General features: G+C 54.2%; 16 protein-coding genes, 1 tRNA gene and 1 riboswitch. Of the genes, 10 read left to right on the top strand and 7 right to left on the bottom strand.

Features of this window, described 5'->3' with window-relative positions; all coding sequences use genetic code 11:
• Positions 1 to 61 precede the first annotated feature (61 nt).
• The gene (locus GEOB_RS08120) at positions 62 to 1,444 is read left to right on the top strand and encodes a sigma-54-dependent transcriptional regulator (RefSeq protein ID WP_041267100.1); all 1,383 of its coding nucleotides are present in this window, start codon (positions 62 to 64) and stop codon (positions 1,442 to 1,444) included.
• A gap of 3 nt (positions 1,445 to 1,447) precedes the next feature.
• Complete coding sequence (locus GEOB_RS08115; protein ID WP_012646719.1) at positions 1,448 to 3,439, top strand: cache domain-containing protein; 1,992 nt, start codon at positions 1,448 to 1,450, stop codon at positions 3,437 to 3,439.
• 72 nt (positions 3,440 to 3,511) lie between these two features.
• On the opposite strand, the gene GEOB_RS08110 is transcribed toward GEOB_RS08115, so the two are convergent.
• Both GEOB_RS08110 and moaA read right to left on the bottom strand, forming a co-directional pair.
• Entirely contained in the window at positions 3,512 to 3,949 is a 438-nt protein-coding gene (locus GEOB_RS08110) for an MOSC domain-containing protein (protein WP_041267099.1), read from the bottom strand.
• A gap of 17 nt (positions 3,950 to 3,966) precedes the next feature.
• Entirely contained in the window at positions 3,967 to 4,947 is a 981-nt protein-coding gene (moaA, locus tag GEOB_RS08105) for a GTP 3',8-cyclase MoaA (protein WP_012646717.1), read from the bottom strand.
• A gap of 348 nt (positions 4,948 to 5,295) precedes the next feature.
• Positions 5,296 to 5,427, top strand: a riboswitch (molybdenum cofactor riboswitch).
• 141 nt (positions 5,428 to 5,568) lie between these two features.
• On the opposite strand from moaA, the gene GEOB_RS08100 reads away from it, so the two are divergent.
• The 5 genes from GEOB_RS08100 to pta all read left to right on the top strand — a co-directional run bounded on the left by GEOB_RS08100 (position 5,569) and on the right by pta (position 9,880).
• Positions 5,569 to 6,258 (top strand): ABC transporter permease, encoded by a 690-nt coding sequence (locus GEOB_RS08100; protein ID WP_012646716.1) that lies wholly within the window; start codon positions 5,569 to 5,571, stop codon positions 6,256 to 6,258.
• Between the two features lie 3 nt (positions 6,259 to 6,261).
• Positions 6,262 to 6,945, top strand: a complete 684-nt coding sequence (locus GEOB_RS08095) for an energy-coupling factor ABC transporter ATP-binding protein (RefSeq protein WP_012646715.1) — start codon at positions 6,262 to 6,264, stop codon at positions 6,943 to 6,945.
• A 61-nt stretch (positions 6,946 to 7,006) separates the two neighbouring features.
• Positions 7,007 to 8,221 carry a molybdopterin molybdotransferase MoeA gene (locus tag GEOB_RS08090; protein WP_012646714.1) on the top strand — a complete coding sequence of 405 codons (1,215 nt, stop codon included), beginning with the start codon at positions 7,007 to 7,009 and terminating at the stop codon, positions 8,219 to 8,221.
• Positions 8,222 to 8,234: 13 nt separating this feature from the next.
• Positions 8,235 to 8,729: a cyclic pyranopterin monophosphate synthase MoaC gene (gene moaC, locus GEOB_RS08085; RefSeq protein WP_012646713.1), complete on the top strand. Its 495-nt coding sequence runs from the start codon at positions 8,235 to 8,237 to the stop codon at positions 8,727 to 8,729.
• A 149-nt stretch (positions 8,730 to 8,878) separates the two neighbouring features.
• The gene (pta, locus tag GEOB_RS08080) at positions 8,879 to 9,880 is read left to right on the top strand and encodes a phosphate acetyltransferase (RefSeq protein ID WP_012646712.1); all 1,002 of its coding nucleotides are present in this window, start codon (positions 8,879 to 8,881) and stop codon (positions 9,878 to 9,880) included.
• Positions 9,881 to 10,071: 191 nt separating this feature from the next.
• On the opposite strand, the gene GEOB_RS08075 is transcribed toward pta, so the two are convergent.
• Positions 10,072 to 11,337: an acetate kinase gene (locus GEOB_RS08075; protein ID WP_041267424.1), complete on the bottom strand. Its 1,266-nt coding sequence runs from the start codon at positions 11,335 to 11,337 to the stop codon at positions 10,072 to 10,074.
• Between the two features lie 257 nt (positions 11,338 to 11,594).
• Here GEOB_RS08075 and GEOB_RS08070 point away from each other — a divergent pair, with 257 nt between their 5' ends.
• A complete protein-coding gene (locus GEOB_RS08070; RefSeq protein WP_012646710.1) occupies positions 11,595 to 11,762 on the top strand; it encodes a DUF362 domain-containing protein in 168 nt (55 codons plus the stop codon).
• 158 nt (positions 11,763 to 11,920) lie between these two features.
• On the opposite strand, the gene GEOB_RS19285 is transcribed toward GEOB_RS08070, so the two are convergent.
• Both GEOB_RS19285 and hpt read right to left on the bottom strand, forming a co-directional pair.
• Complete coding sequence (locus GEOB_RS19285) at positions 11,921 to 13,864, bottom strand: DUF3426 domain-containing protein (protein ID WP_012646709.1); 1,944 nt, start codon at positions 13,862 to 13,864, stop codon at positions 11,921 to 11,923.
• A 22-nt stretch (positions 13,865 to 13,886) separates the two neighbouring features.
• Entirely contained in the window at positions 13,887 to 14,477 is a 591-nt protein-coding gene (gene hpt / locus GEOB_RS08060) for a hypoxanthine phosphoribosyltransferase (RefSeq protein WP_230199034.1), read from the bottom strand.
• A gap of 72 nt (positions 14,478 to 14,549) precedes the next feature.
• Here hpt and GEOB_RS08055 point away from each other — a divergent pair, with 72 nt between their 5' ends.
• A complete protein-coding gene (locus GEOB_RS08055; protein ID WP_012646707.1) occupies positions 14,550 to 15,233 on the top strand; it encodes a DUF1573 domain-containing protein in 684 nt (227 codons plus the stop codon).
• A gap of 9 nt (positions 15,234 to 15,242) precedes the next feature.
• Here GEOB_RS08055 and GEOB_RS08050 read toward each other — a convergent pair whose 3' ends face one another.
• On the bottom strand, positions 15,243 to 16,124 hold the full coding sequence (locus GEOB_RS08050) for an MBL fold metallo-hydrolase (RefSeq protein ID WP_012646706.1): 882 nt from the start codon (positions 16,122 to 16,124) through the stop codon (positions 15,243 to 15,245).
• Between the two features lie 124 nt (positions 16,125 to 16,248).
• On the opposite strand from GEOB_RS08050, the gene GEOB_RS08045 reads away from it, so the two are divergent.
• Positions 16,249 to 16,325 (top strand) — tRNA-Arg (locus GEOB_RS08045).
• Positions 16,326 to 16,660: 335 nt separating this feature from the next.
• On the opposite strand, the gene GEOB_RS08040 is transcribed toward GEOB_RS08045, so the two are convergent.
• Positions 16,661 to 23,842: a kelch repeat-containing protein gene (locus GEOB_RS08040; protein WP_012646705.1), complete on the bottom strand. Its 7,182-nt coding sequence runs from the start codon at positions 23,840 to 23,842 to the stop codon at positions 16,661 to 16,663.
• Positions 23,843 to 23,945 lie beyond the last annotated feature (103 nt).

The following is a 23,945-nucleotide window of genomic DNA, read 5'->3' as shown; positions in this document are numbered from 1 at the left end:
GTACGTTCGCATCCCCATGCAGAGTAGGGGGGGATGCGAGGGGAGTATGGAGTGCAACTACATGTCAGAGACAAGAATTTTCATCTGCGATGACGAAGAGGGCATCCTCAAATATATGAAAAAGCTCCTGGAGTCTCAGGGGTTGGTCGTTGAAACATTCACCTCCGGAAAGATGCTCCTTGCCCGGCTGCAGCAAGGGCCCAATGCCGACCTGTTGCTGCAGGACGTGAAAATGCCTGACATGGATGGGCTCCAGATCCTGCAGGAAGTGAAAAAGCTCCGCCCCGGGCTGCCGGTAGTTATCATGACCGCCTTCGGCACTATCGATGCCGCGGTTGAGGCCATGAAACTGGGGGCCTACGATTACGTGACCAAGCCCTTTCCCAAGGAAAAGATCCTGGGCGTACTGGAAAATGTTCTGGAGCGGGAACTTCTGCGCAAGGAGAATCAGCAGCTTAAGGAGGAACTGGGGAAGGTTACCCTGACGGACGCCATCGTCTTTGCCAGCGACCGCTTCCGCGAAGTCTACGAGTTGACCCTGGAGGTAGCGGCCAGCGAGGCAAACATCCTCATCCTCGGCGAATCGGGGACGGGAAAGGAACTCATTGCCGGCGCCATTCACCGGCACAGCAAGCGCAGGGGACGGCGCATTCTTTCCATCAACTGCGCCGCCCTGTCCGATACGCTCCTGGAATCGCAGCTCTTCGGCCATGTGCGCGGCGCCTTCACCGGCGCCACCACCAACCAGAAAGGGCTCCTGGAAGAGGCGGACAGCGGCACCCTCTTCATGGACGAGATCGGTGACATGAGCCTGATGCTGCAGGCCAAGCTGCTCAGGGTGATCCAGGAGGGAGATTTCATTCCGGTGGGGGCGACCAGGGCGAAGAAGGTGGACATCCGCTTCGTTGCCGCCACCAACAAGAACCTGGAGAAGGAGGTGGCCGAGGGAAGGTTCCGGGAGGACCTCTATTACCGGCTGAATGTCATCTCCATACCCCTGCCGCCGCTCAGAGAACGGAAAGAGGACATCGAGCCCCTGGCCCGCCATTTCCTGAGAAAGTACAACCAGCGCATGAACAAAGAGGTCGACCGCTTCACCAGGGAAGCGCTGGACCTGATGCTGGGCTATAGCTGGCCGGGCAATATCCGGGAATTGGAAAACGTCGTCGAGCGGGCGGTGATACTGGCCCGCAGCGGCGTGGTCACCACCGACCACCTGCCCATGTGGAAGAAAAATGTTGCATCGACCGCTGCAACTGGGCCGGCATCTGCCCTGTCAAGCCACCAGTTGGTCTCCCTGGAGAATGTGGAACGGGAGCACATCCGGCAGACGCTGGCGCGGACCGGCTTTCATAAGAGCAGGACTGCCGAAATTCTCGGTATTTCCCGCAAGACCCTCGACCGCAAGATTGCGGAATTCGGGCTGAAGCCCGAAGGAGAGTAACCATTGCCGCAGCAGAAGCGCTTCTCCATCAAAAGAAAGCTGTCCATCGCCATTCTCATTCCCATCGCCGTGGCTATCCTTATCTGCTGGCTTGCCGGGGTGTTCATCCTCAACACCAGGGTCGTCAGGCAAGCCCAGGAAAAGGTGCGCAATGACCTGAACGCCGCTCGCGAGGTCTACCTCCACGAAGTGGGCCACATCCGCGACGTGGTCAGGTTTACAGCTTCCGCCCCCTACACCGCCGCAGCCCTCCACGGCAACAGGGAGGTGCTGGCCGGCATTCTCGCCCCCCTGAGGCAGACAGAGCAGCTTGATCTGTTCATGGCGCTGGATGCCCAGGGCAGAGTCCTGTACCGCGCCAACAACCCGGCCGCCTCCAGTGACGACAAGTCCCGTAACCCGGTCATCACCCGTGCCCTCAAGGGGGAAATCATTGCCGGTACCTGGATCGTGTCGGCCGAGGCCATGGCCATGGAAGGAAATCAGCTGGCAGAACAAGCTACCATACCCATCCTCTCCACCCCCCATGCACGGCCCACCACCGAGACCATGGAACGGGCCGGAATGATGCTCATTGCCGCCGCACCGGTCAGGGACGGCGCAGGGCGGATTATCGGCGCCCTCTGCGGCGGCGTCCTCCTCAACAAGAACAATAGCCTGGTGGACAAGATCAAGAGCATCGTCTACGAAGGGGTGAAGGCCGATGGCAAGGACGTGGGGAGCGCCACCATCTTTCTCGGCGACCTGCGCATCGCCACCAACGTCCTGACCTCAGGCGGATCGCGCGCAATCGGCACCCGGCTTTCGGAAGAGGTCTATAATCGGGTCATCCTGCACAAGGAAAAATGGATCGACCGGGCCTTCGTCGTCAATGACTGGTATTTTACCGCCTATGAACCGATCCTCTCCGTCGATGGCGTCCCCCTCGGCTCCCTCTATGTGGGGATGCTTGAGAAGCCATACACCGCCATCAAGTTTAGGCTGGGACTCCTCTTCAGCGGCGTCCTGCTGGTGGGAGCGGTGATCGGCATTGCCGTAGCAGGTTGGTTGGCGGCCCGCCTGGCAAAACCGGTCAAGGAACTGGAAAATGCGGCACGGCGCGTGGCTGCGGGGGAACGGGATGTGCAGTGCCTGATATCCAGCCGGGATGAACTGGGGGATCTGGCAGAGGAATTCAACCAGATGAACCGGGCTCTGATGCAGCGCGAGGATGATATCAGGGAGCTGAACAGGGGATTGGAAAACAAGGTCCGGGAGCGAACGGCAGAACTGGAGGAGAAGAACCGGCTGCTGGTGAAGGCCAGGGAAGAACTGGTCCGGGCGGAGAAACTTGCCGCCATCGGCGAGCTGGCCGCCGGCGTTGCCCATGAGATCAACAACCCCATGGCCATCATCCGGGGCAACACGGAATTGCTGCAGATGTCGGTGCCGGAAGGGGCGGACAACCGGGACGAGGTGGATACCATTTATCAGCAGGTGGGGCGAGTGGAGCGCATCGTCGGCAACCTGCTCAGATTCGCCCGCCAGGAAAAGAAACAGCTGGGGCACGTGCGGGTCAATGAGCTGATGGAGGAAATTCTCGCTCAGATCGTGCACCAGGTGCCCCTTTCCCATATCCGTATTATCAAGGAATATGAGCCGGGGTTGCCCATCCTGGAGGGGGACAGTGAACAGATCCGACAGGTTTTGACGAATCTGGTGCTAAATGCGATTCAGGCGATGGACAAGGGGGGTATCCTGACGGTAAGAACTCAGCTGGACCGTCAACGGGAGCAGACAGAGATAATGATTGCCGACACCGGCACCGGCATAGAGGCAGATAATCTACAGCAGATATTCAACCCCTTCTTTACCACCAAGGCAAACGGCACGGGGTTGGGCCTGTCAGTATCATACGGTATCGTCAATGACCACGGCGGGACAATTCGGGTAGAAAGCAAAGCGGGGAAAGGAAGCACCTTTAAGGTTTCGCTGCCTATTAAAGGCAGGTTCTAGGTTCTAGGTTCTAGGTTCGAAGTTCGAAGTTCGAAGTTACCACCTCACCAATCACCAATCACCAATCACCAATCAACGCTCCTTCACCGCAATCCCATCACCGGGCTTGATCGTGCCGCCGGTAATGACCCTGGCAAAGATCCCTTCCTTGGGCATGACGCAGTCACCGGCCTGGTAGTAGATGGCACAGCGGGTATGGCACTCTTTGCCGATCTGGGTAACTTCCATTTCCGTGGGTCCGATGGTGAGCCTGGTGCCGATGGGCAGAGAGACCAACTCTATCCCTTCGGTTGTTATGTTCTCGGCAAAATCTCCAGTATCAACGGAAAGTCCCAGCGCCTGCATCTTGCGGATGCTCTCCATTGCCAAAAGGCTCACCTGACGGTGCCAATCACCGGCATGGGCATCACCGACAACCCCGTGATTCTCCTTCAACTCCACCGAAGCAACCGGAGTCTTCCGCTCCCCTTTTTTCTCACTGATGCATACTGCTAGTACCTTTGCCGACATATCTTTCATATCCTTTCCTAGCCCCCGACCCTTGACATGGCGAAGGGCTGCAATTCCTTGTTGTTATCATCCAGGCCATGCCGGTCCGGCTTGCCGGCAACAATCTGTCGTAACGCCTCCCGCAGCCGTTTTTCGTCTCCCAGTCTCAGAAGCGGCTTAAGATCCATACCATCCCCGGACAGCAGGCAGCCCTTGGCCATTCCGGCAGAAGTGACCCTGATGCGGTTGCAGTCGCTACAGAAATGCCCGGAAATAGGAGTAATGATGCCGATTGAGCCGGCAGACCCTTTGATCTTGAAATTCCGTGACGGGCCGGACAGTTCCTGGCTGCCATAGGGGACCAACTCATATCTCTTGCCGATCCGCTCTAAAATCTCACTTCCGGAAACTGACAGGTCTCGCCAGTTGTCAGCCTGCAAGGTCGGCATGTATTCGATGAAACGCACAGCATAGGGGCGCTCCAAGGTCATAGCCGCAAAATCCAGCACCTCTTCGTCATTGATGCCACGCATCACCACCATGTTGATCTTATGGGGCGGGAAACCGGCTGCTTCAGCTGCGTCCAATCCTCTCAGGACTCTGTGCACGTCACCACCGCGGGTAATGTGGGCAAAAGTCTGCTCCTTCAGGGAATCCAGGCTGATATTAAGCCGCTGGACTCCGGCCTTAAACAGATCCTCAGCCATTTCCGCCAGTAACAAGCCGTTGGTGGTCAGCACCAGTTGCTTCAGGCCTGGCACAGCGGACAGTTCCTTTAAAAATCGGATGATGTCTCTGCGCACCAGCGGCTCGCCACCGGTGATGCGAATTTTTTCTATGCCGATGGCAACAGCCTGCCGGGCCACGCTGACCAAATCCTCGTAACTGAGGATATCACCATGGCAAAGCTTTTCGATCCCCTGCTCAGGCATGCAATAACTGCAGCGCAAGTTGCAGCGGTCGGTCACGGAAAGGCGAAGATAGTTGATATGACGGCCATGGGTATCAAGTAGTTTCATTGACTCCACCAATTATTTTTAGCTAGTTTCCATCCGGAAACGGCTCTTTTTTGCCCTGGCGGTGTCAACCTGCGGGCTTGCTTGTGCTGCGTACCGATGTACGCCTCCGCGCAACCCCTTGATTGACTTGCCAGGACAAAAAATCCCTCATTTCCGATCTGGAAACTGCTAGTGTCACATACGGAGTTTCCGGATGGACACCAGCTAGCAAAATGCCGTGATAAAAAATATCACAAATTTTAAAAATTTTGTGGTATTTTATACATGCTTTAAGAAATTAATACATGGGCGCTGTGCAGCAAGGCTTCTAGCAGCCATATGCACTTGAATTATACAAAAACACTGTTTTAAAAACTAAATCTCCGAGTCGTAATTGCCTACCGGGGATGACAAAGCTGTCATTCCCATGGCAACCGACCATTGGGTCCTGCTGGAAACGGCAGCGCCTCCCTTTTGGAAAGGAGAGTCACCGAACGGCATAAAAAACCGTTACCCGCGGGGTCTCTTTCCATCAAGAAAGGGACCTTTTTTTATTTCTGAAGCACGGGGTAAGGAGCCTTCAATGTCGCTGGCAAAGAGGCCCTTAAGTACATTCTGTATCCACAGGAGGGGATGAACTAGGTGGGGTTTTTTTCCGAATCACTGCAGACAGCTTTCAGCCTCATCATGTCCATGGACCGGGAGGTCTATACGACCGTCTGGACTTCCATTTACGTATCCATATGGTCAACGCTTTTTGCATCGGTCATCGGCATCCCTGCCGGTATTACTATCGGCATCGGCACATTTCCGCTGAAAGGAGCCCTGACGACAACGCTTAACACGCTGATGGCCCTACCTACAGTTGTTGTGGGACTGGTGGTCTATGGCATGATAAGCCGCCAAGGACCTCTCGGGCAGTTCGGGCTTCTTTTTACACCAAAGGCGATGGTTTTGGGACAGACACTGCTGGCCATCCCCATCATTACCAATTATACCCTCAGTACCATCGAAGGTGCCGACAAGCGGATCCTTCCCACGGCTCTCACTTTGGGAGCTGGCCCTTTGCAAGGGGTCCTGCAGCTGGTACGTGAAGAGCGGTATGGCGTGATGGCGGCCGTCATTGCCGGCTTTGGAAGAGTCATCGCCGAGGTAGGCGCTGCCATGATGCTCGGAGGAAACATTCGCGGTTATACCCGTACCATGACCACTGCCATTGCCATGGAAACCAGCAAGGGAGAATTCGCCTTCGGACTGGCATTGGGGATTGTTCTCCTGGCGGTGGCTTTTCTCGTCAACCTGGCACTGAACATTCTTCAGCAACAGAGGTAAACCATGAACACGCTCTTCACTTTGAGATCGATTCGTAAGTTCTACAGGAATAATATAGTACTTGACCTGGATCATCTGGATATTCATCAAGGGCGCTGTTATCTGCTGACCGGTCAGAACGGAGCCGGCAAAAGCACCCTGCTGAACATCCTGGCTTTTCTTTCGCCACCCACTTCGGGAGATATCTCTTTCGAGGGGCACGGGGTTGATTGGAAAAGCCGCACCTTGCTTGCCTGCAGACAAAAAGTGACCCTGCTCCATCAATCCCCGTATCTTTTTGCCGGGACCGTCTTTGCCAATGTGGCTTATGGACTCAATGCCCGCAAGATACCCCATGGACTGCAACAGCAGCTGGTTGATGAAGCCCTCGACTCGGTCGGACTGAGTGGCTTTCAGGCGAGGCCGGTTCTGGACCTCTCCGGGGGCGAAGCACAGCGGGTGGCAATGGCAAGGGCCCTGATACTGAAACCGCTGGTGCTGCTGCTCGATGAGCCGTTTAGCAGCGTCGACAGGAAAACTGCGGAAATGATGGAAAACATATTGGCTTCCCTCCCTCAAGGAGGAACGACGGTGATCATGGCAACCCATGAACCTCCGCGGGAGCCTCTGCTCTTTGCCGAAAGCATTCACCTCGTCCAGGGAAGGCTGGCAGGCTCACCGCAAGTTAATTGCCTTACTGCTGCATAGCCCTTCTTTGCAGTAGAGGCTTTTGTCTCAAAATCTTAAGAAGCCAGACGAGGTAAACTCCATGCCCACCTTCACTGAAGCCAGGAAAATCATTCTTGACAATGTTGCAACCATAAACATGGAGCGTGTTGCCCTCCTTGATGCCATAGGCCGGACTCTCGCCGAGGATATGGCCGCCCCATGGGACATGCCCCCGTGGAACAACTCGGCCATGGATGGTTTTGCCGTCCGGGCCGAAGACTGCCAAGGGCCGGCAACGCTCAGGGTCACCGGATATATTCCTGCCGGAGCCGTAGCCACTGCTGCCGTGGAACCGGGTTGCGCCATAAAGATCATGACCGGCGCCCCCATCCCTCCCGGAGCCGATGCAGTAGTGCCGGTCGAGGAAACCGTCGAAGGAACTGATTCGGTAAAGATACTGGAGCAGGTCAAGAAAAGGCAGCATATCCGCTTTGCCGGCGAAGATATCAAGGCTGGAGACAAGGTCCTGGCAGCCGGCACAGCAATTACTTCGTCGGGCATCAACATGCTTGCATCTCTGGGCGCTGCCCTGGTGCCTGTTTTCCGCAGACTCAGAGTTGCCATAGTTTCCACCGGTGATGAACTGGTTGAACTGGGGGGACAGATTGGACAAGGGCAAATCATCAACAGCAATGCGTTATCACTGGCGGCGGCCGTCAAGGAAATCGGCGGAGAACCTGTCATCATCGGCATCGCCAGGGATAACAGGGAAAGCCATTTGCATCTCCTCAGCCAGGGGCTACAAGCGGATGTGCTATTGACATCTGCAGGCGTTTCCGCCGGCGATCGCGACCTGGTGCGGGAGGTCCTAACCGAACTGGGAGTGCGGCAACTATTCTGGAAGGTTGACATCAAGCCGGGGCGCCCCACCGCCTTCGCCATGAAAGATAATATCCCCGTCTTCTCCCTCCCCGGCAATCCCGTTTCGACCATGATTACCTTCGAAGAACTGGTAAAACCGGCGCTTTTGAAGATGATGGGGAGAAAGAGGATTATCTCCCCCACATACAAGGCAACACTGACGGAAGAGATCCGCAAGAAACCCGGGCGGCTGCATTTCCTTCGCGTCACCCTCGGGAAAGGAAAGGATGGCTACCTGGCGACCAGCAGCGGCAACCAGGAAACCGGCATCGTCAGAACCATGATTCAGGCGGACGGACTGGCCCTGCTGCCAGCCGATAAATCGGTGTTCGCTGCCGGCGAACAGATTGACGTGCATATCCTTAACCACAATTTCGAAATGGAAGAAGCATAAAGCGAGGTGATCAATGTTCAACCACTTTGACGACCGGGGCCAGGCAATCATGGTCGATGTCAGCGGCAAACAACCGACCCTGCGCACGGCAGTTGCTGCAGCAACGGTTTTTCTGAAAAAAGAAACTCTGTCTGCCATAATCGAAGGAAAAATCAGCAAGGGGGATGTCTTCGCCGTTGCCCGACTGGCAGGGATCACTGCCGCCAAGAAGACCCCGGAACTGATACCCTTATCCCATCCCCTTGCCATCCATCACGCTGCCATTGAGTTCAGCACGGACGAAAACAAGGGAGTCATCACCATAGAGGCTACGGTCAGGGCATTCGAACGTACCGGTGTGGAGATGGAAGCAATGGTTTCGGCTTCCGTGGCAGCACTTGCCATATATGACATGTGCAAAGGTGCAGACAAGGGAATTTCCATTGGCGAGATCACCCTGCTTTACAAGGAGGGTGGGAAGAGCGGCACCTATCGTAAACAGCAAAATAAATCCTCCGACTCTGCTTGAACTGTTACTACCATTAGCCCAACAAACCCTCTGCCTTCAGCTGCTTGGCAGAGGGTTTTTAATTTTCGGACCGCCTTTTTTTATTGACCGTGCCCAATGCTTGCGGTATAAAATCAAATCTTGTTCTAAATATCAAATGGGAGAAAGTTATGCACTTAATGGAGCAGATCAAGGCCAAAGCAAAAAAAAACCTGCAAACTGTCGTGCTACCTGAAAGTTATGACGAGAGGATGCTTTTTGCCGCTCAGAAAATAGTGGAACAAGGTTTGGCCAAAATAATCATCCTTGGTAATCAGACGGAGGTTTCCGCCGCTGCCCAGAACAAAGGGGTCAATCTTGCGGGAGTGGAGATCCTCGATCCGGCAACCTCGCCAAAACTCGAAGCCTACATCGATGCACTGGTGGAACTGCGGAAAAGCAAGGGGTTGACCAGGGAAGAGGCCCGTAACCTTCTCACGGCAAAGGATTACCTGTACTATGCCGGCATGATGGTCAGGCTGGGAGACGCCGGAGGTGAAGTTGCCGGTGCCACCGGAACCACCGGCAATGTGCTTAAGGCTGCATTTCAGACAGTTGGGACGGCTCCGGGGATCAAAACCGTCTCTTCATTTTTTCTCATGGTCACTAAAAATACCGACTTCGGTGAAAACGGCATCGTCCTTTTTGCCGACTGCGCCGTCAATCCCAACCCGGATGCCCAGGCCCTGGCCGAAATAGCCGTCGCCACCGCCCGCAACTGCAAATCCTTCCTCGACGTCCCCGCCCGCGTTGCCATGCTCTCCTTCTCCACCAAGGGAAGCGCAGCCCATGCCGATGTGGACAAGGTGCTCAAGGCTCTGGAAATCGCCCGGGGGATCGATCCATCACTGCAGATTGATGGGGAATTGCAAGCAGATGCAGCCCTGCTGCCAAAAGTCGGGGAAAAGAAGGCGCCCGGAAGCCCGGTTGCCGGTAAGGCCAACGTCCTGGTCTTCCCCGATCTGGATGCCGGGAATATCGCCTATAAACTGGTGGAACGTGTTGCCGGGGCAGAAGCTATCGGACCGGTCATCCAGGGACTTGCAAAGCCGGTAAACGATCTTTCCCGCGGCTGCTCCGTGGATGACATAGTGAATGTCGCAGCAATCACAGCTGTTCAGGCACAAGGATAAAAGCCGTTTAAAGGCGGTCGGTGGCAAAAAAGAAAAGGCCGGGAGAAATTCCCCGGCCTTTTTCTTTTTTTGCCATTACTTGCTCCCCCCATCAATCCTCCCCTATTCCATAGGGGGGAAGCAAACGTCAGTGAGCAGGGGGGTATGTTTTGTTTCCGACTGCCGACTACCGTCTGCCGACAGTTTATAAGTTATTTTCTGACGAAATCCGGCCGCGAGAAAGAGTACTCGAACTGCATATGATCGGTGTAGGTTCCTTCCAGAATGGCCGCCACGTCTTCGGTGAAGACCAGCTCCTCGTCTGTAGGAATGACGTAGACTTTCACCGGTGAATCGTCGGTGGTGATGAGGGTCTCCCGTTTCCTGGTCATGGCCGACTTGTTTCGCTCCTTGTCAAGCTTGATGCCCAGATGCTCCAGCCCTTCAATAGTTTTTTCCCTTATCGGCCAGCCCATCTCGCCGACACCGGCGGTGAAGACAACCGCGTCAAGCTTGCCGATGGCGGCCATGTATGAGCCGATATACTTTCGCAAGCGGTAGGCCTCAATATCCAATGCCAGTTTGCAGAGCCTGTCCCCATTTCCGGCATGCTCAATGACCTCGCGGCGATCGGTAAAGCGCCCGGTAATACCCAATACACCACTTTTTTTATTGAGGATGCTGTCGATCTCCTTGGCCGACAGATTCTCTTTCTGCATCATGAAAGCAGGAATAGCCGGGTCGATATCGCCACAGCGTGTTCCCATTACCGCCCCTTCCAGAGGAGTCAGCCCCATGCTCGTATCAACTGAAACTCCATTGGCTATGGCACAATGGGAAACCCCATTACCGATGTGCATGGTGATGATATTGGTATCTTTGGGTGCTTTGCCCAAGAGGACAGCAGCCCGCTTGGAGACATAGAGATGGGAGGTGCCGTGGAACCCGTAACGACGGACGCCGTATTTCTCATACCATTCATAGGGCAGTGGGTAGAGATAGGAATGCTCCGGCATGGTCTGATGAAAAGCGGTATCGAAAATCGCCACCTGAGGAACGTCCGGCAGGATGGCCTGGGCTGCTTCAATGCCGGCAATGTTCGGCGGGTTGTGCAGGGGAGCCAGATGCTGCACTTCCTTTACCGCATCAAGCACCTTGTCATCGATCAACACTGAACAGGTGAACTTTTCGCCACCGTGGACCACCCTGTGGCCAATGGCGGAGATGTTTTTTATATCTTTCAGAACGCCGTGCACCGGATCGGTCAGTGTTTTGATGATCAGATCGATGGCGACCTGGTGATCGGGACATTCCGATTCCTCCCGATAGGTTTCCCTCCCCGGCACTTCATGCATTATGAAAGAATCACCTATGATAACCCGTTCAACCATCCCCTTGGCGATTACTTCCTTCTTTGCCCAGTCGAATAGTTGATACTTTACCGAGGAGCTACCACAGTTAAGGGCAAGTATATCCATGTTTTTCATATCCCCCTGAACACAGAAAATATAATGAAAGCAACCGATTATTTCGGTGGTGGTAAAAATGGCGGGAAAAAGTTTAACGTAAATAAAACCGCTTTTTATAATACCGCAGACTACTCGTCAGTTCAAGGATTTTTCTGCATTAGTCGCTATTTCCGAAACGACCTTTGTGGTAGACATTTTTTAAAGTGTATGTTACTTTTCAAAAAATCAAACAACTAATCCAAACTACGACGAAGGAGGTGAATACATTGGCTCACAAAATTTCTGACGAGTGCATCAACTGCGGTGCCTGCGACGAATCCTGTCCTGTAAACGCCATCAGCGAAGAAGGCAGCAAGAGGACCATTTCTGCTGATACCTGCATTGATTGCGGTGCATGCGTGGATACCTGTCCCGTAAGTGCTATCAGCGCTTAATCCTTCATCGAGAGGATTGAATGCGGCCGGTGCTCCATGAGCATCGGCCGTTCCTTTTTCTGGCCCAGACAACATCGCCTGGCGTTGCCTCCCTGGCCACATTAAAAAAAGGCCGGGGTAACCCGGCCTTTTCCCATCATTTAGTTGGTAGTAGACCTCTATTGCCCGGCAACCGTCGAGCCGACCACTTCAACCCCGAATTCCGTAACATCCTGTGGTACCTTACTGAAAATCACCACAAACGGTATTTCTTTACCCGGTTGAATCCCCAGGTTCGAAAGGGAATCGCCGAACTGATTGTTCATTGCAGCTTCCAGTTTTTCCATCGGCATGGACTCAAGCTGTTCCTTAGATAGATTGTTGCCGCAATATGCGACTTTCTGCATAGCTATTGCACCGTTTTTGCCGAAAAGAGACGCCTTGACCTGAATTGATGCACGCGGCTTCCGGTATTCGTTGACGGCTACACCAGTAATGACAAAAAGTTCCCCGGCCTCCTTGTTGACAACGAACGCCCCCACTGGGTTTCTTACTCCGATATATCCTTCCTCGGCAGGCTTGATGCCCAGTCGCTGGACTATGGACCCCAAACCCACCTTATTGAATGCCTCCGGCCAGTTTTTGAGGAAGAAGATGCCTGTTCCGGCCAGCCCCAGCAGAACCAGTAAAAAGATTCCAAGACCGGCAAAGGTAAAGAAAGAACTATTCTTTCGACGGGAAGAAATTGACAGCGGAGGATATTCATCCGAAAATTCCGGTTGGGCTCCCGACAGCGGCGTTTCTTTCTTATCGCCGCCGACAAGACCGTGTAACAACGGCTGATGTTGCGTCTCCTCCGGAGCAGCGGCAGAAGGAGCAACTTGGCCGAAATCGATGGCGGCAAAATCTTGATCTCTTCCTGCTTCGACGATTTCTCCCACCGCTGATGACTTGCCTGCAGCCTGTTCAACCGGGCTTGTTGCTAAAGAGGGTTGATCATGAAGGTCGCCAAAGCTGAACTCGGGGATATCCGGCACCTCGGCATTATCTGCAGCAGAAGCGGCAGCCGGCGTTGCTGCAGGCGACAAGTTTTCATCACCGTTCCCATCGCCGAAATCAAAGGCAAATTCTCCATTGCCATCGCTGTCAGGGAGTGCCGGTGGCTGAGCTTGAAGCTGTTCGTCCGGACCTTTTTCTGTCAAGTCGAGTTCCATCTCCCTGGTGAACGGTTCACTGGTTGCAGCCTCGAAATCAGTCGCAACGGCGAGACCTGCCGGTGCTTCAGGGGAGTCTTCGGCCGTCTCGAAATCGAATGAATCAAAATCAACTCCGGCTCCTGGCCCCGGTGCAGTATTACCTGTATCAGCAACAGGGGCATGTTCGGCTTGTTTATCTTCTGCATCGAATGCGAAATCATTGAAATCGAATTCGCCACTCTGCTTCGAATCGCTTGCTGCCTCAGTATCGGACGATAGTGTTTCTTCAGTGAAGGAAAAGTCTTTGTAACCGAAGGCATCTTCCGGAGGCTGACTATCGATCTTGGCAGCAGGCTCAGGTTCAGCCCCACTTTCAAAATCGAATTCAAAACGGTTTTCCTCTTGCGGGGAGGCGTCGCTAGAAGCAATTTCAGGGTTGTCAGCAATACTTGTGTCAACAGTAAAGGTAGTTTCAGAGGTGTCATCTTCATCCGGATTAAAGCCACTCAAATCATAGCTTTTTACTACTTCTTCCCGCTCAGCCTGTGGCGCCGGCTTCTGCTCCTCACTGAAATTAAAATCACTGAAGTCAAACCCCTCTTCGTCCATGGATTCTTCTTGTTTTTTTTCATCACTGTCTGGCTCTGCAAGCATCTGTTTCAGCTGCGAAAAACTGTTCTGCGGGCCAGCGGCGCCTGCGTTTTCAGCCTCTGCACGATCACCTGCCGGAGCAGGTGCTGCCGGGGGAGGAGGTGTTGCCGCGTCCAGTCCGCCAAGGATGGCATCGAAATCTGTCTCTTCCTGCGGTTCTTTGGTAACGAGAAAGACGTGCCTGCACTTGGAACAGCGAACCTTGACCCCGCCTTCCTTTATTTTTGCATCATCCAGTTTGAACTTGGTATTACATTGATCGCACTGTAGTATCATTCATGCCTCCGCCGGAAGATTCCTATTCATTCAATTCATAAATAGCCGGCAACTCTCTTAATTTTTCGTTCAGATCCAAACCGTATCCTACGAGGAAGCCCCCTGGACACTCAAGACCAGTAAAATCGGTTTTAACCTCGATTTTTCGACGCTCTTTCTTATCAATCAGGGCACATATCTTCAGACTTTTCGGTCCCCTTGCCAACAACCGCTCCCTGAGGAATGCAAGGGATAAGCCAGTGTCCACAATATCTTCCACAATAAGTACATTCTTGCCGGTTAGCGACGTCTCCACATCCTTTGTCATTGTCACGTCTCCGGTAGAGTTCATGTCCCTATAGCTGGAGAGTTTGACGAATTCGAGGATGAGTGGCAATTGTATCTGGCGGGCAAGGTCTGCTGCAAAGAAAAAAGCTCCTTTCAACACCACCACCAGAATCAATTCTTCCCCTGCATAGGCAATGGTGATTTCCCGTGCCAGTCTCCTGATTTCCCCGGCGATCTGTTTTTTTGAATATAACAAGTCTCCATTAGAGGGCCCGTTCATCCATAACCCCGCTTCACCCTTACATTTTTTACGCTCCTCTATAGCAGAATAGAGAGAACAGGTCAAATCATTATGGACCCTTGTCCTTTTTTTGTGATATAAAATTGAACCTGGAAACCACATTAAATGGGGAATAACATGAAAAAGCTCTCTCTTCTCACAATCTGCCTCGTGCTATTATTTTTCACAACAGCCCATACCTCATCACAACTTGTTGTTCCTGAATCGAGTTTCAATTTCGGCACCCTTGTCCAGGGAGAAAAGCTGCATCATACGTTTTCCATCAAAAACAACGGCGACTCCCCTTTGTCAATTCTGCGAGTGGTTCCTTCATGCGGTTGCACAGCTGCAAATGTCTCATCACCGGTCATCCAACCGGGCAAAAGCGGCGAGATCAAGATTGTGTTCGATTCGACGAACTTCACGGGCAAAGTGACAAAAAACATTGCCATTGAAACAAACGATCCGAAAGCTTCTACCTATACATTGAGCCTCAACGGAACCATCATTGAGGAAGTCCAGATCACCCCCCGGCAGTTGAATCTGGGGCAGATAAAAGCAGGGAATTCCACAAAATCGAATGTAACCCTGATCAACAGAGGAAACAGACCTCTAAAAATAATATCGGTAAAAGCGCAGATACCTCAAATAACAGCCGAAATAAAAAAACAGCAGCTCAAATCGGGTGAGTCCGCTACCATTGAGATTACCGTCACGCCTAAAGCTACCGATAGGATCCTGAGCGGATATCTGACCATCACCACCGACAGCCCGAAAAAGGGCGAGATTGTCATTCCTGTTTACGGTTCGCCGACACGATAAGCAACAGAGCTACTGTTCCTTCAACTGCCTGTAGGCACGCTCAATGTTCTGATTGAAAAATTCCCTGTAACCAGGGAGAGATTCATACTTTGGCAGACGGAAATTCTTCTTCGTCTGCTCCAGAGTCTTCTTCTTTTCCAGATAGCGCAACACTTCCGTGGTAAAGTCCGTAAAAAAAACACGAAATTTTCCGATTGACTCGCTGTCCGTCACCTTTCCCAGTCCAGGGACCACATGCCTGGCATCCAGCCCCTCCAGCATCTCCAGGTTAAGCACCCATTCCCGCAGATAACCATCCCCCATGTAACCGATCACGTCATTGAAAAAAAGGTCTGAAGTGAACAGCACCTTTTCCTCCGGCAGATAGACTATCACATCTCCGTCCCCATGGCCGCGTCCCAGATTGCTGGCAACGATGACGCTTTTGCCGTGCCGCAGGGTAAGGCTCTTGTCAAAAAACATGATCGAATTCTTCAGCTCCCGATACCCTTCCTTCAGGGTCTGCCATGTCTGCCATGAAGTGATGATCTCAATGTCGGGAGGGAAATCATAGTCAACATAATTGTAACCTCGATGGTGGTGGGTGAGGATTACAGTGGTCAGCGGTGCAGAGGTTATTTTGCCGACCTCTTCCATCAGTTCAGTGATGCCATCCGGCACGAAATGGGACCCGATGAGGATAACATGTGTGCCGGTAACAACAATAACGGCGTTACTTGCGGCCTTTCCCCTGGGTTGAGCAATGGCAGCAAAAACATTTTCAGCCAGCTTTTCGATAGCATAGCTTCTGGAGTACCCGGCAGGGCTGCCGTCTATGGCAGCGGACGACGGCGTGGCACTCAAACAGACGGTTACCGTCAGAAGAAGAAAAAGAGCTATTTTGCTGATCACGGCAGCCTCCTTTTTACCCGATTGATACTAGCAAATTCTGAACAAAAAGGACAGGCCGCAGGCTTGACATCCGGAGAATAAACCTTGAGTTATGGATAAAAATAGTGTAAAAGTAAAAATTCACGGGCGGTTAGCTCAGTTGGATAGAGTACAGGCCTCCGAAGCCTGGGGTCGTGGGTTCGAATCCCATGCCGCCCGCCATTTTAAAATCTTTACTTACCTACTACTATCACTTGAACCATAATAGGGCGAAAAGTGACAGCTTGTCCTGCCAAGTGCCGTCTACCCCTTATTCATTCCAAAATTTGGCAAAGAAATTGAACAAACAAATAAGGCCATCCTCTAAATGGATGGCCTTATCTTTTTTATATTTAATGTTCAAAAGAAGAATTCATAAAGCTTGCGATTTACGTTTCCCCTCCTCGCTCTCAAAGCCTTGCACATCAGCCTCCTCATCATGTTTTTCTAAATCTTCTGCCTGAATTAAAAGTTCATTTCGTCAAAGGGCTCGGGGATGGCTCTCTGCAGGTTGACCTTCAACTTATGCTTAATGGCTCAGCGATGATAACTGTCCCATTCTGAATCGTGATACTCCCTTGGATTGTTGTTACACCAGAATACGTTCCCCCAATCGGATCATATCCCCCCAGAATAATCAGCTCATGATTTTTGTCGAACACAAGGATTTCGGTCAGCGTGGTTATCGGCAACCGGATTGAAGTGCCGATGCCGCTTGTTATGCCGTTGTAGGCAGCTGAGAATGTGGTGAAATATGAGTCGGCCCCATTGTCAATCAGCTTGATGCCCTGCTCCACAGGAAGCACGGTAAAAGATTGGGTAACCGCATTCGCCGCATTGTAGTTGCTGTCCCCCCACTGACTGGCAATGATGGTGACCGTGCCGGGACCAGCGATTGTCACTGTGTTGCCGCTTACCTGGGCAACTGCCGGGTCGCTGCTGATGAAGCTGACCGGCAGTGTGCTGGTTGCTGTTGCGTTGAGGGTGAACTCCGGGCCACCGGCAATTTTGCTTGCTATGGCCGCAAAGCTGATGGTCTGGTTAGCTTTGTTGACGATCTGAGTCACTCCGGTGGAAACCGGACTCTGGAGATGATTGTTGTCACCCGTGTACTGGGCTGTTATGGTATTCACTCCCGCCGGTATCATCGCGGCGGATAGTGATGCACTGCCGCTGGCAGGATTGACATCGACCTCCTCTGCCCATCCGATACCATTGCTGAACCGCACCTTGCCGCTAGCCCCCACCGGAGCAACCGTTGCCGATATGGTAACCGGCTGGCCATAGGTGGAAGGGTTGGGACTTGATTGACTAATGCTGATGCTTGTTGCCGCCGGGGCAATAATCATGGTCCCGGTGGCACTCCCTTGGTAGTTGGCGCTACTGATGGCGCCGACGACGGCATAGGTGCCGGCTGCAACGGGAACGGTGCCGGCACCGTTATAGGTAAAGGTCACTGACAGCCCGGAGGGGCTTGTTGTCGCCGAAACTGTTTTTGCAGTGCCGTCATAGGTGGCGCTGAGATTGCCAAGGGCTACAGTTGCCGGTGACTTGTAGACTGTCAAGGTTTGTATTACAGGCGAAGCGGAGTTGTAATAGTAATCTCCCCACTGTGTTGCCGTGATGTTTACGGTACCGGCACCGACAATAGTGATGGTATTGTCACTGACCGTGGCCACGGCCAGGTTGTCGCTGGTGTAGCTGATAGCCAGCCCGCTGCTGGCCGTGGCGCCAAGGGTGAATGGCGCATCGCCGTAAGTCCTGGCATCGATTACTGGAAAGCTGATGTACTGATCTTGCTTGATGGTGAAGTATTCGCTCTTTACCGGCTCCTGGTTTCCGGCTGCATCCCTGGCAAAATATTGCAGGGTCATCGAGCTTCCAACGTAAATCGGCCCGCCATAGACCGGTGAGGCGGGGGTCGGGAACGTGCCGTCAACTGTGTAATAAATGGTTGCCGGTTCGTTGGCGCTCAGGGTAACCCATTGGGGTGCCTGGTATGTGCCACCGGGCGGCGTGGCTGTGGTGTCCGGGGGGTTGGTGTCGCTTGTTCCGCCTGATATTGTGCGCACACGGCTGGATGAATCGGCAAAAAAGATGGTGCCGTTTGAGCCAATGGAAATGCCTCGCGGACTGGCAATCATGGCAGCAGTGGCGGCACCTCCGTCTCCCGAATAACCGGCTGTCCCTGTTCCGGCCAGGGTTGATATAAGTCCCGTTGCACTGTTCACCTTTCGGATACGATGGTTGAATGTATCGCTTATATAGATATTTCCATTGCCATCCAGGACGATGCGGTGGGGAGCATAAAGGCTCGCCTGGGTAGCTGGGCCCCCATCACCCGAATAACCGCCCATACCATTACCCGCCACGATGCTTTTTGTTGATGTTGCCTTGTCTATTCTGACAATTACGTTGCCCCACGTTTCCGCATAATACAGGTTACCGGCCCTGTCCAGGGTGACACCTTCCGGATGATTGCCGGTAGCTATGGTGGTAATGATGCCGGTTGTCTTTTCTACTTTCCTGATGCCGTTGCTTCCGCTATCGGCAATGTAGATATTCCCTGCCGTGTCAACGGCCAGGCCGCGTATATCCCCCAGGGATGCAGCAGTAGCGAGCCCCCCGTCGCCGGTAGCACCGCTGGTCCCGTTACCGGCAACCGTGGTTATGATAAAGGAAGCCAAGTCTATTTTCCTGACCCGGTAATTCAGGTTGTCGCTTATGTAGATGTTTCCGCTGGTGTCCAATGCTACGGCGAATGGCCGGTTAAGTCCGGCCATGTAAGCGGGTCCTCCGTCGCCGCTGAATTCTGCAAGGCCGTTTCCTGCTATGGTGGCGATGCTCCCGCTGGCCTTATCCACTCTTCTGATGCGATTATTTGCAGAGTCCGCGATATATATATTGCCATCGAGATCGACAGCAGCATCTTCCGGGTAGTTCAGGGATGATCCGACAGCGATGCCCCCGTCTCCGGTAAATCCCGCCACGCCGTTCCCAGCCACAGTGTTGATGATACCCTGCTCTGCCAAAGTAATTGAATAAACTTGCGTCTGGACCGGTTCGCTATTCACAGCATCGCGGGCGAAAAATTTGAGCGTGGTGGATGCGGTAATGTACAGAGGCCCGGAGTAAGCGGGTGAATAAGAGGTCGGCTCAGTACCGTCGGTGGTGTAATAGATGGTCCCTGGTTTGTCGGTGGTCAGGGTGACGGTCAGCGGCCCCGCATAGGTGCCGCCTGCAGGAGTCGCTGTTACTGACGGGGGATTGGTATCATAGGTTATCGGTCTTCCCTGGGAACCAATCATGTTGGCGGGACCGATCGGAAGCCCGGTAATCTGGTCGCAATCGGAAAGAGCAGCCCTGACATAGCCCGACCCGCTCCAGCTTGGCACATCCGATTCGGTGACGTAGTAATAGAGGGACCCTATTTTGATGTTGGTTCCGGCGGTAACCGTTCCATGCTGTGAGGCTGGCCAGTCGATCATGTCGGACCGGTAAGGGTTGACACTGTTGACTGTCCAGCCGCTGCTCAAGGTCCATGCCTCGTTGGCCTTGGAGCCGGTTGCGTCGTCTCCCCCCATGACATAGAGGAGGCCATTCAGCGCCTCCACCATGGGGACATTACGGAAGGTCGGGACACTGGTGGCTATGCTCCAGGTGTTGGCGCTGATGTTGTATTCATAGATATGATTGATGTTGTCATAGCCCCAGCTCTCCACCAGGTATAACCGGTCATTGTTGACGATGAGATTCCGCGCTTCGGCGGTTGAAGGGAGGGAGGCAAGAACGGTGAAGCTCCCGGTTGCCGGATCGAAGGACCAGGTCTTGGTATTGCCCGTCCCCCCTCCGGCAATGATGATCCTGTCCCCGTATGCCGCCACCCCGGCAAGAAGGGTCGGCTCCGGCAGGGTTCCCGCCACCCTGCTGGAGTTGCCGGCCAGGTCATATTCCTCAATGGTGGTTTCCGCATTGCTGCCGCCTACCACGTAGATCTTGTTGTTGAACAGCACGGCATTCATCCGGGCCCGCGAATAGATGAGCGAACCCACCGGGGTACTTGTTCCATTAATGGTGTCGTAGGCGATAACGCTGTTCAGGTAGTTGAACTGCCCATCCAAGCCGCCCATGAGGTATATGGTCGATCCCCGTGCTACCGCTGCGCCGCCGAAAACGGGAGTGGTCAACGAAGGCCGCGTGCTCCAGCTGCTTGCAGCAGGGTCGAAACTGATGATCGATGCGGTGGCCGGCGTCCCCCCGAGAATAAAGATCTTGCCGTCTGCCACCGCGGAAAAGGCGCGTGACAGCCCATAGGGGAGTGACGCTCTGACCGACCAGCCGGAGCTTTGACCGGAAATCTGATAGGTCTGGGATTGGGTTGTTTCCCGATTTCCCGCTCCATCGATGGCGAAATACTTGAGGGTGGCTGAACTGGAGATGGTGATCGGCCCGGAGTAGACGGTAGACCCGGTAGTCGGCTCGGAACCGTCGATGGTATAGTAGATGGTTGCCGGTTCATTGCTGGTCAGTGCTACCAGTTGGGTCGAGGAATAGCTCCCCCCTGCAGGATTGGCGGTGGTGACGGAGGGGGTACTGTCAAGGGTGAAAGTTGCAGTGATGCTCTTTGCCTCGCTCATGGTCAGGTTGCAGGAGCCGGTACCGGTACAGTCACCGCTCCAGCCGGTGAATGCCGCACCTGCAGCAGGGGTGGCATTAAGGGTAACCGTGGTTCCCGATACCAGTGACTGGCTGGCACTGGTGGAGAATGACAAGATTGGTGGATCGGTCGAGGTCGTGCCGCTGACCGTGCCGGAACCGGTGCCGTTCATGCTGAGGGTAAGAAGGTACTGGGGCAGAATTCCGGTACCGGTGAGGGAAACCCTAATCCCTGTGGGATTATCGGATATCACCTCCAGAGAAGCGGTCCTGCTGCCGGCGACCGGCGGGGTGAAAGCTATTTCCATGGTGCAGGTGGCGCCAATGGCCAATGTTGCGCCGCAGGTCCCCCCTGCCCCCCTGGCGAACATGCCGGCATCGGCGCCAGTTATGACGGTAGAGGCTATCCGCAGTTCCCGTGTCCCGGTATTGGACAGGGTAACTGTATTTATCGCCGTTTCCCCCACATAAACATTACCCATGATTAGCCCGGCCGGGGTGACCGATGTGTTCGGGTCAAGACTGAGGGACAAGAAGGACGCGACGCTGGGGACACCGTTGACATGGACAGTTGCCAGATAGGTGCCGTTCACCAGGTGGGAAATGGCTCCACCGTTGATGGCAACTGAAGTTGCCGACCAGTTGGTGGCAGGATTTATGAGCACAAAGGCCTGCTGCCCCTCCTGGACCCGCTGCAGCTGCACCAGCGGATAATCGCTTGGCGAGCTGCTGGTGGAGCCACCAGAGCCTTCAGAGTCGCCACGGAAGCCGATGCCGGTAAAGAGGAGATTGCCGGAATTATTGCTGATGCCGGAGATGACCGGACGGCGGCTCTCGGTGAAACCGAGGCCCCGGTTAAAAATCTCGGCACTGGCAAGAACGCCGTTGCCCATGCCGACGAAACCGACCCCCCCGGTGATCAGCACCGAACCATTCGGCAGCAGTGTCGCCGAGTTGCCTGCACGGCCTGACGCCAGGGAACCAGCAGCTTTCCAGCTGTTGCTGGCCGGATCGAAAGACTCGGTACTGGCGAGGTATTCACCCACGTCGCTGCCGTACCCTCCCACGGCAAGAATGGTGCCGTCAGAGAGCAGCGTCGCAGTATGATCTATGCGCGCAACAGACAGGGAACCTGCGGCACTCCAGGTATCGGTGGCCGGGTCGTAGAGTTCGGAACTTGTCTGGTCGTAGAAATACCCTCCCTGGTAATGGGTACCCCCGGCAATGAGGACCTTGCCGGTTGGCAAAAGCGTTGCGGAATGACGAGCACGTGACGTTGCCATGGTGCCGGCAGTGCTCCACTGGTTGATGACCGGATCGTAGATCTCGACACTGGACAGAGAGGCATACTCGCTTGTGGGAACGTATTCCCAGTTCCCCGCTGCTATCATTACCTTGCCGGATGGAAGCAGCGTGGCGGTATGGTTGTAGCGGCCCAACACCAGCGAACCTGCCGGACTCCAGCTGTTGGTAGCCGGGTCATACAATTCTGCCGCCGTTGGCGGTTCATCGGCATCATTGCCCCCCCCGGCGACCAGCACCTTACCGTTGGCAAGAAGGGTCACCGTGGACAACGAACGGGCAACAGCCATGCTTCCTGCTCCGCCCCAGCTGCTGGTGGCAGGGTCATAGAGCTCGGCACTGGATAGATAACCGCTGTTTGGGTTGCTGCGTCCTCCGACAACCAGAACCTTGCCGTTGGGAAGGAGAATTGCACGATGACCGGAGCGGGGATTTGCCATGGAAGCGGCGGCTGTCCAGCTGTTGTTCCCCGGATTATACAGCTCGACTGTCGCAAATACGCTGCCAGACTGCTCTCCCCCCGCCACCAGGACCATGCCGTTTGTCATGGGTGTTGCAGAATGGCCGAGTCGTCCTGTCGCCAACGAATTGGCGGGCGTCCAGCCGGCGACAGATGAATCGTATGATTCTGCGCTGGCGATTTCTCCGCTGGTCGACGTTCCTCCCACCGTGATCACCTTGCCACTGGCAAGCAAAGTTGCCGTATGCTGATAGCGTGGCGTTGCCAGGGAGCCGGCTGCACTCCAGCTGTTGCTGGCTGGATCATACTGCTCGGCATTACTGATATGGAAATTGGTGTAATTATGTCCTCCGGTCACCAGCAGTCTTCCGTTGGGAAGCAGGGTAGCGGTATGATAGGCTCTTCCGGTTGCCAATGTTCCGCCGGCACTCCAACTGTTGGTGCCCGGATCATAGATCTCGCTGCTGCTGAGGAACTGGTCGCCGAGACTGGCATAGCCACCCGCCACTAGTACCTTGCCGTTTGGGAGGAGCATTGCTGTGTGGTCGGCGCGTGCAGTCGCCAGTGAACCGGCAGAACTCCAGCTGTTCGTAGCAGGGTCGTAAAGCTCTGCATTGTAAAACTGGGTACTGTTATTGCCACCACCCGCCACCAGCACCTTGCCGTTGGGGAGCAGCGTTGCGGTGTGAACGCGGCGCGCAGTGGCGAGTGATCCGGCGGCGCTCCAGCTATTAGCTGCCGGATCGTAGATTTCGGCACTGGACAGATCTCCATTGCCATGACCGCCAACAACCAGAATTTTGCCATCGGCAAGCAGAGTGGCTGTATGCATCTGACGTATGGAAGACATGGAGGCCGCAGCGCTCCAGCTATTCGTGGCAGGATCGTACAACTCGGCGGTGGAGTGGGTGTTGGTGTTATCATTTCCGCCGACGACGAGGACCTTTCCGTTCGGCAGGAGCGTGGCAGTGTGATAGCGGCGTTCTATGGACATGGAGCCCGCCGGGCTCCACCTGTTGGTGACAGGGTCGTACAATTCTGCTGAGGCAACAGCATAAGGCCAGGAAGATCGATAGCCCCCAGCCACCAGGATCTTGCCATTGGGAAGTAGAGTTGCCGTGTGCTGGTAGCGTGAGGTTGCCAGTGAAGCAGCCGGGTTCCAGATCCCTTCACCGCCAATAGCTCCGCCCGGCATCACTGCCAAAAGTGTCAACAGAGCAAGCAGTGCCCCCCGCAACCAGATAAAGCGATGACTGGATTCCACTTTACTAGACCGTGGCATATGGTCCTCCCAACTGAAAATGATTTTATTTGCGAAGGCATGGATCCTAAAATTAGAGGCCCATTGGATGGAAGTTTCCAGTGAAGCCGTGCGACGAGTCTGA

Origin of the sequence: Geotalea daltonii FRC-32 (assembly GCF_000022265.1) — a bacterium.
Taxonomy (GTDB): Bacteria; Desulfobacterota; Desulfuromonadia; order Geobacterales; family Geobacteraceae; genus Geotalea; species Geotalea daltonii.
The sequence above is the reverse complement of the archived record's forward strand: the minus strand, read 5'-3'. Positions and strand labels throughout refer to the sequence as shown.

Coding starts and splice junctions, on each gene's coding strand:
- GEOB_RS08120 (WP_041267100.1), top strand. CDS start 62: ATGTCAGAGACAAGAATTTTCATCTGCGATGACGAAGAGGGCATCCTC.
- pta (WP_012646712.1), top strand. CDS start 8,879: ATGCACTTAATGGAGCAGATCAAGGCCAAAGCAAAAAAAAACCTGCAA.
- moaC (WP_012646713.1), top strand. CDS start 8,235: ATGTTCAACCACTTTGACGACCGGGGCCAGGCAATCATGGTCGATGTC.
- GEOB_RS08110 (WP_041267099.1), bottom strand. CDS start 3,949: ATGTCGGCAAAGGTACTAGCAGTATGCATCAGTGAGAAAAAAGGGGAG.
- GEOB_RS08055 (WP_012646707.1), top strand. CDS start 14,550: ATGAAAAAGCTCTCTCTTCTCACAATCTGCCTCGTGCTATTATTTTTC.
- GEOB_RS08095 (WP_012646715.1), top strand. CDS start 6,262: ATGAACACGCTCTTCACTTTGAGATCGATTCGTAAGTTCTACAGGAAT.
- GEOB_RS08090 (WP_012646714.1), top strand. CDS start 7,007: ATGCCCACCTTCACTGAAGCCAGGAAAATCATTCTTGACAATGTTGCA.
- moaA (WP_012646717.1), bottom strand. CDS start 4,947: ATGAAACTACTTGATACCCATGGCCGTCATATCAACTATCTTCGCCTT.
- GEOB_RS08075 (WP_041267424.1), bottom strand. CDS start 11,337: ATGGATATACTTGCCCTTAACTGTGGTAGCTCCTCGGTAAAGTATCAA.
- GEOB_RS08040 (WP_012646705.1), bottom strand. CDS start 23,842: ATGCCACGGTCTAGTAAAGTGGAATCCAGTCATCGCTTTATCTGGTTG.
- GEOB_RS19285 (WP_012646709.1), bottom strand. CDS start 13,864: ATGATACTACAGTGCGATCAATGTAATACCAAGTTCAAACTGGATGAT.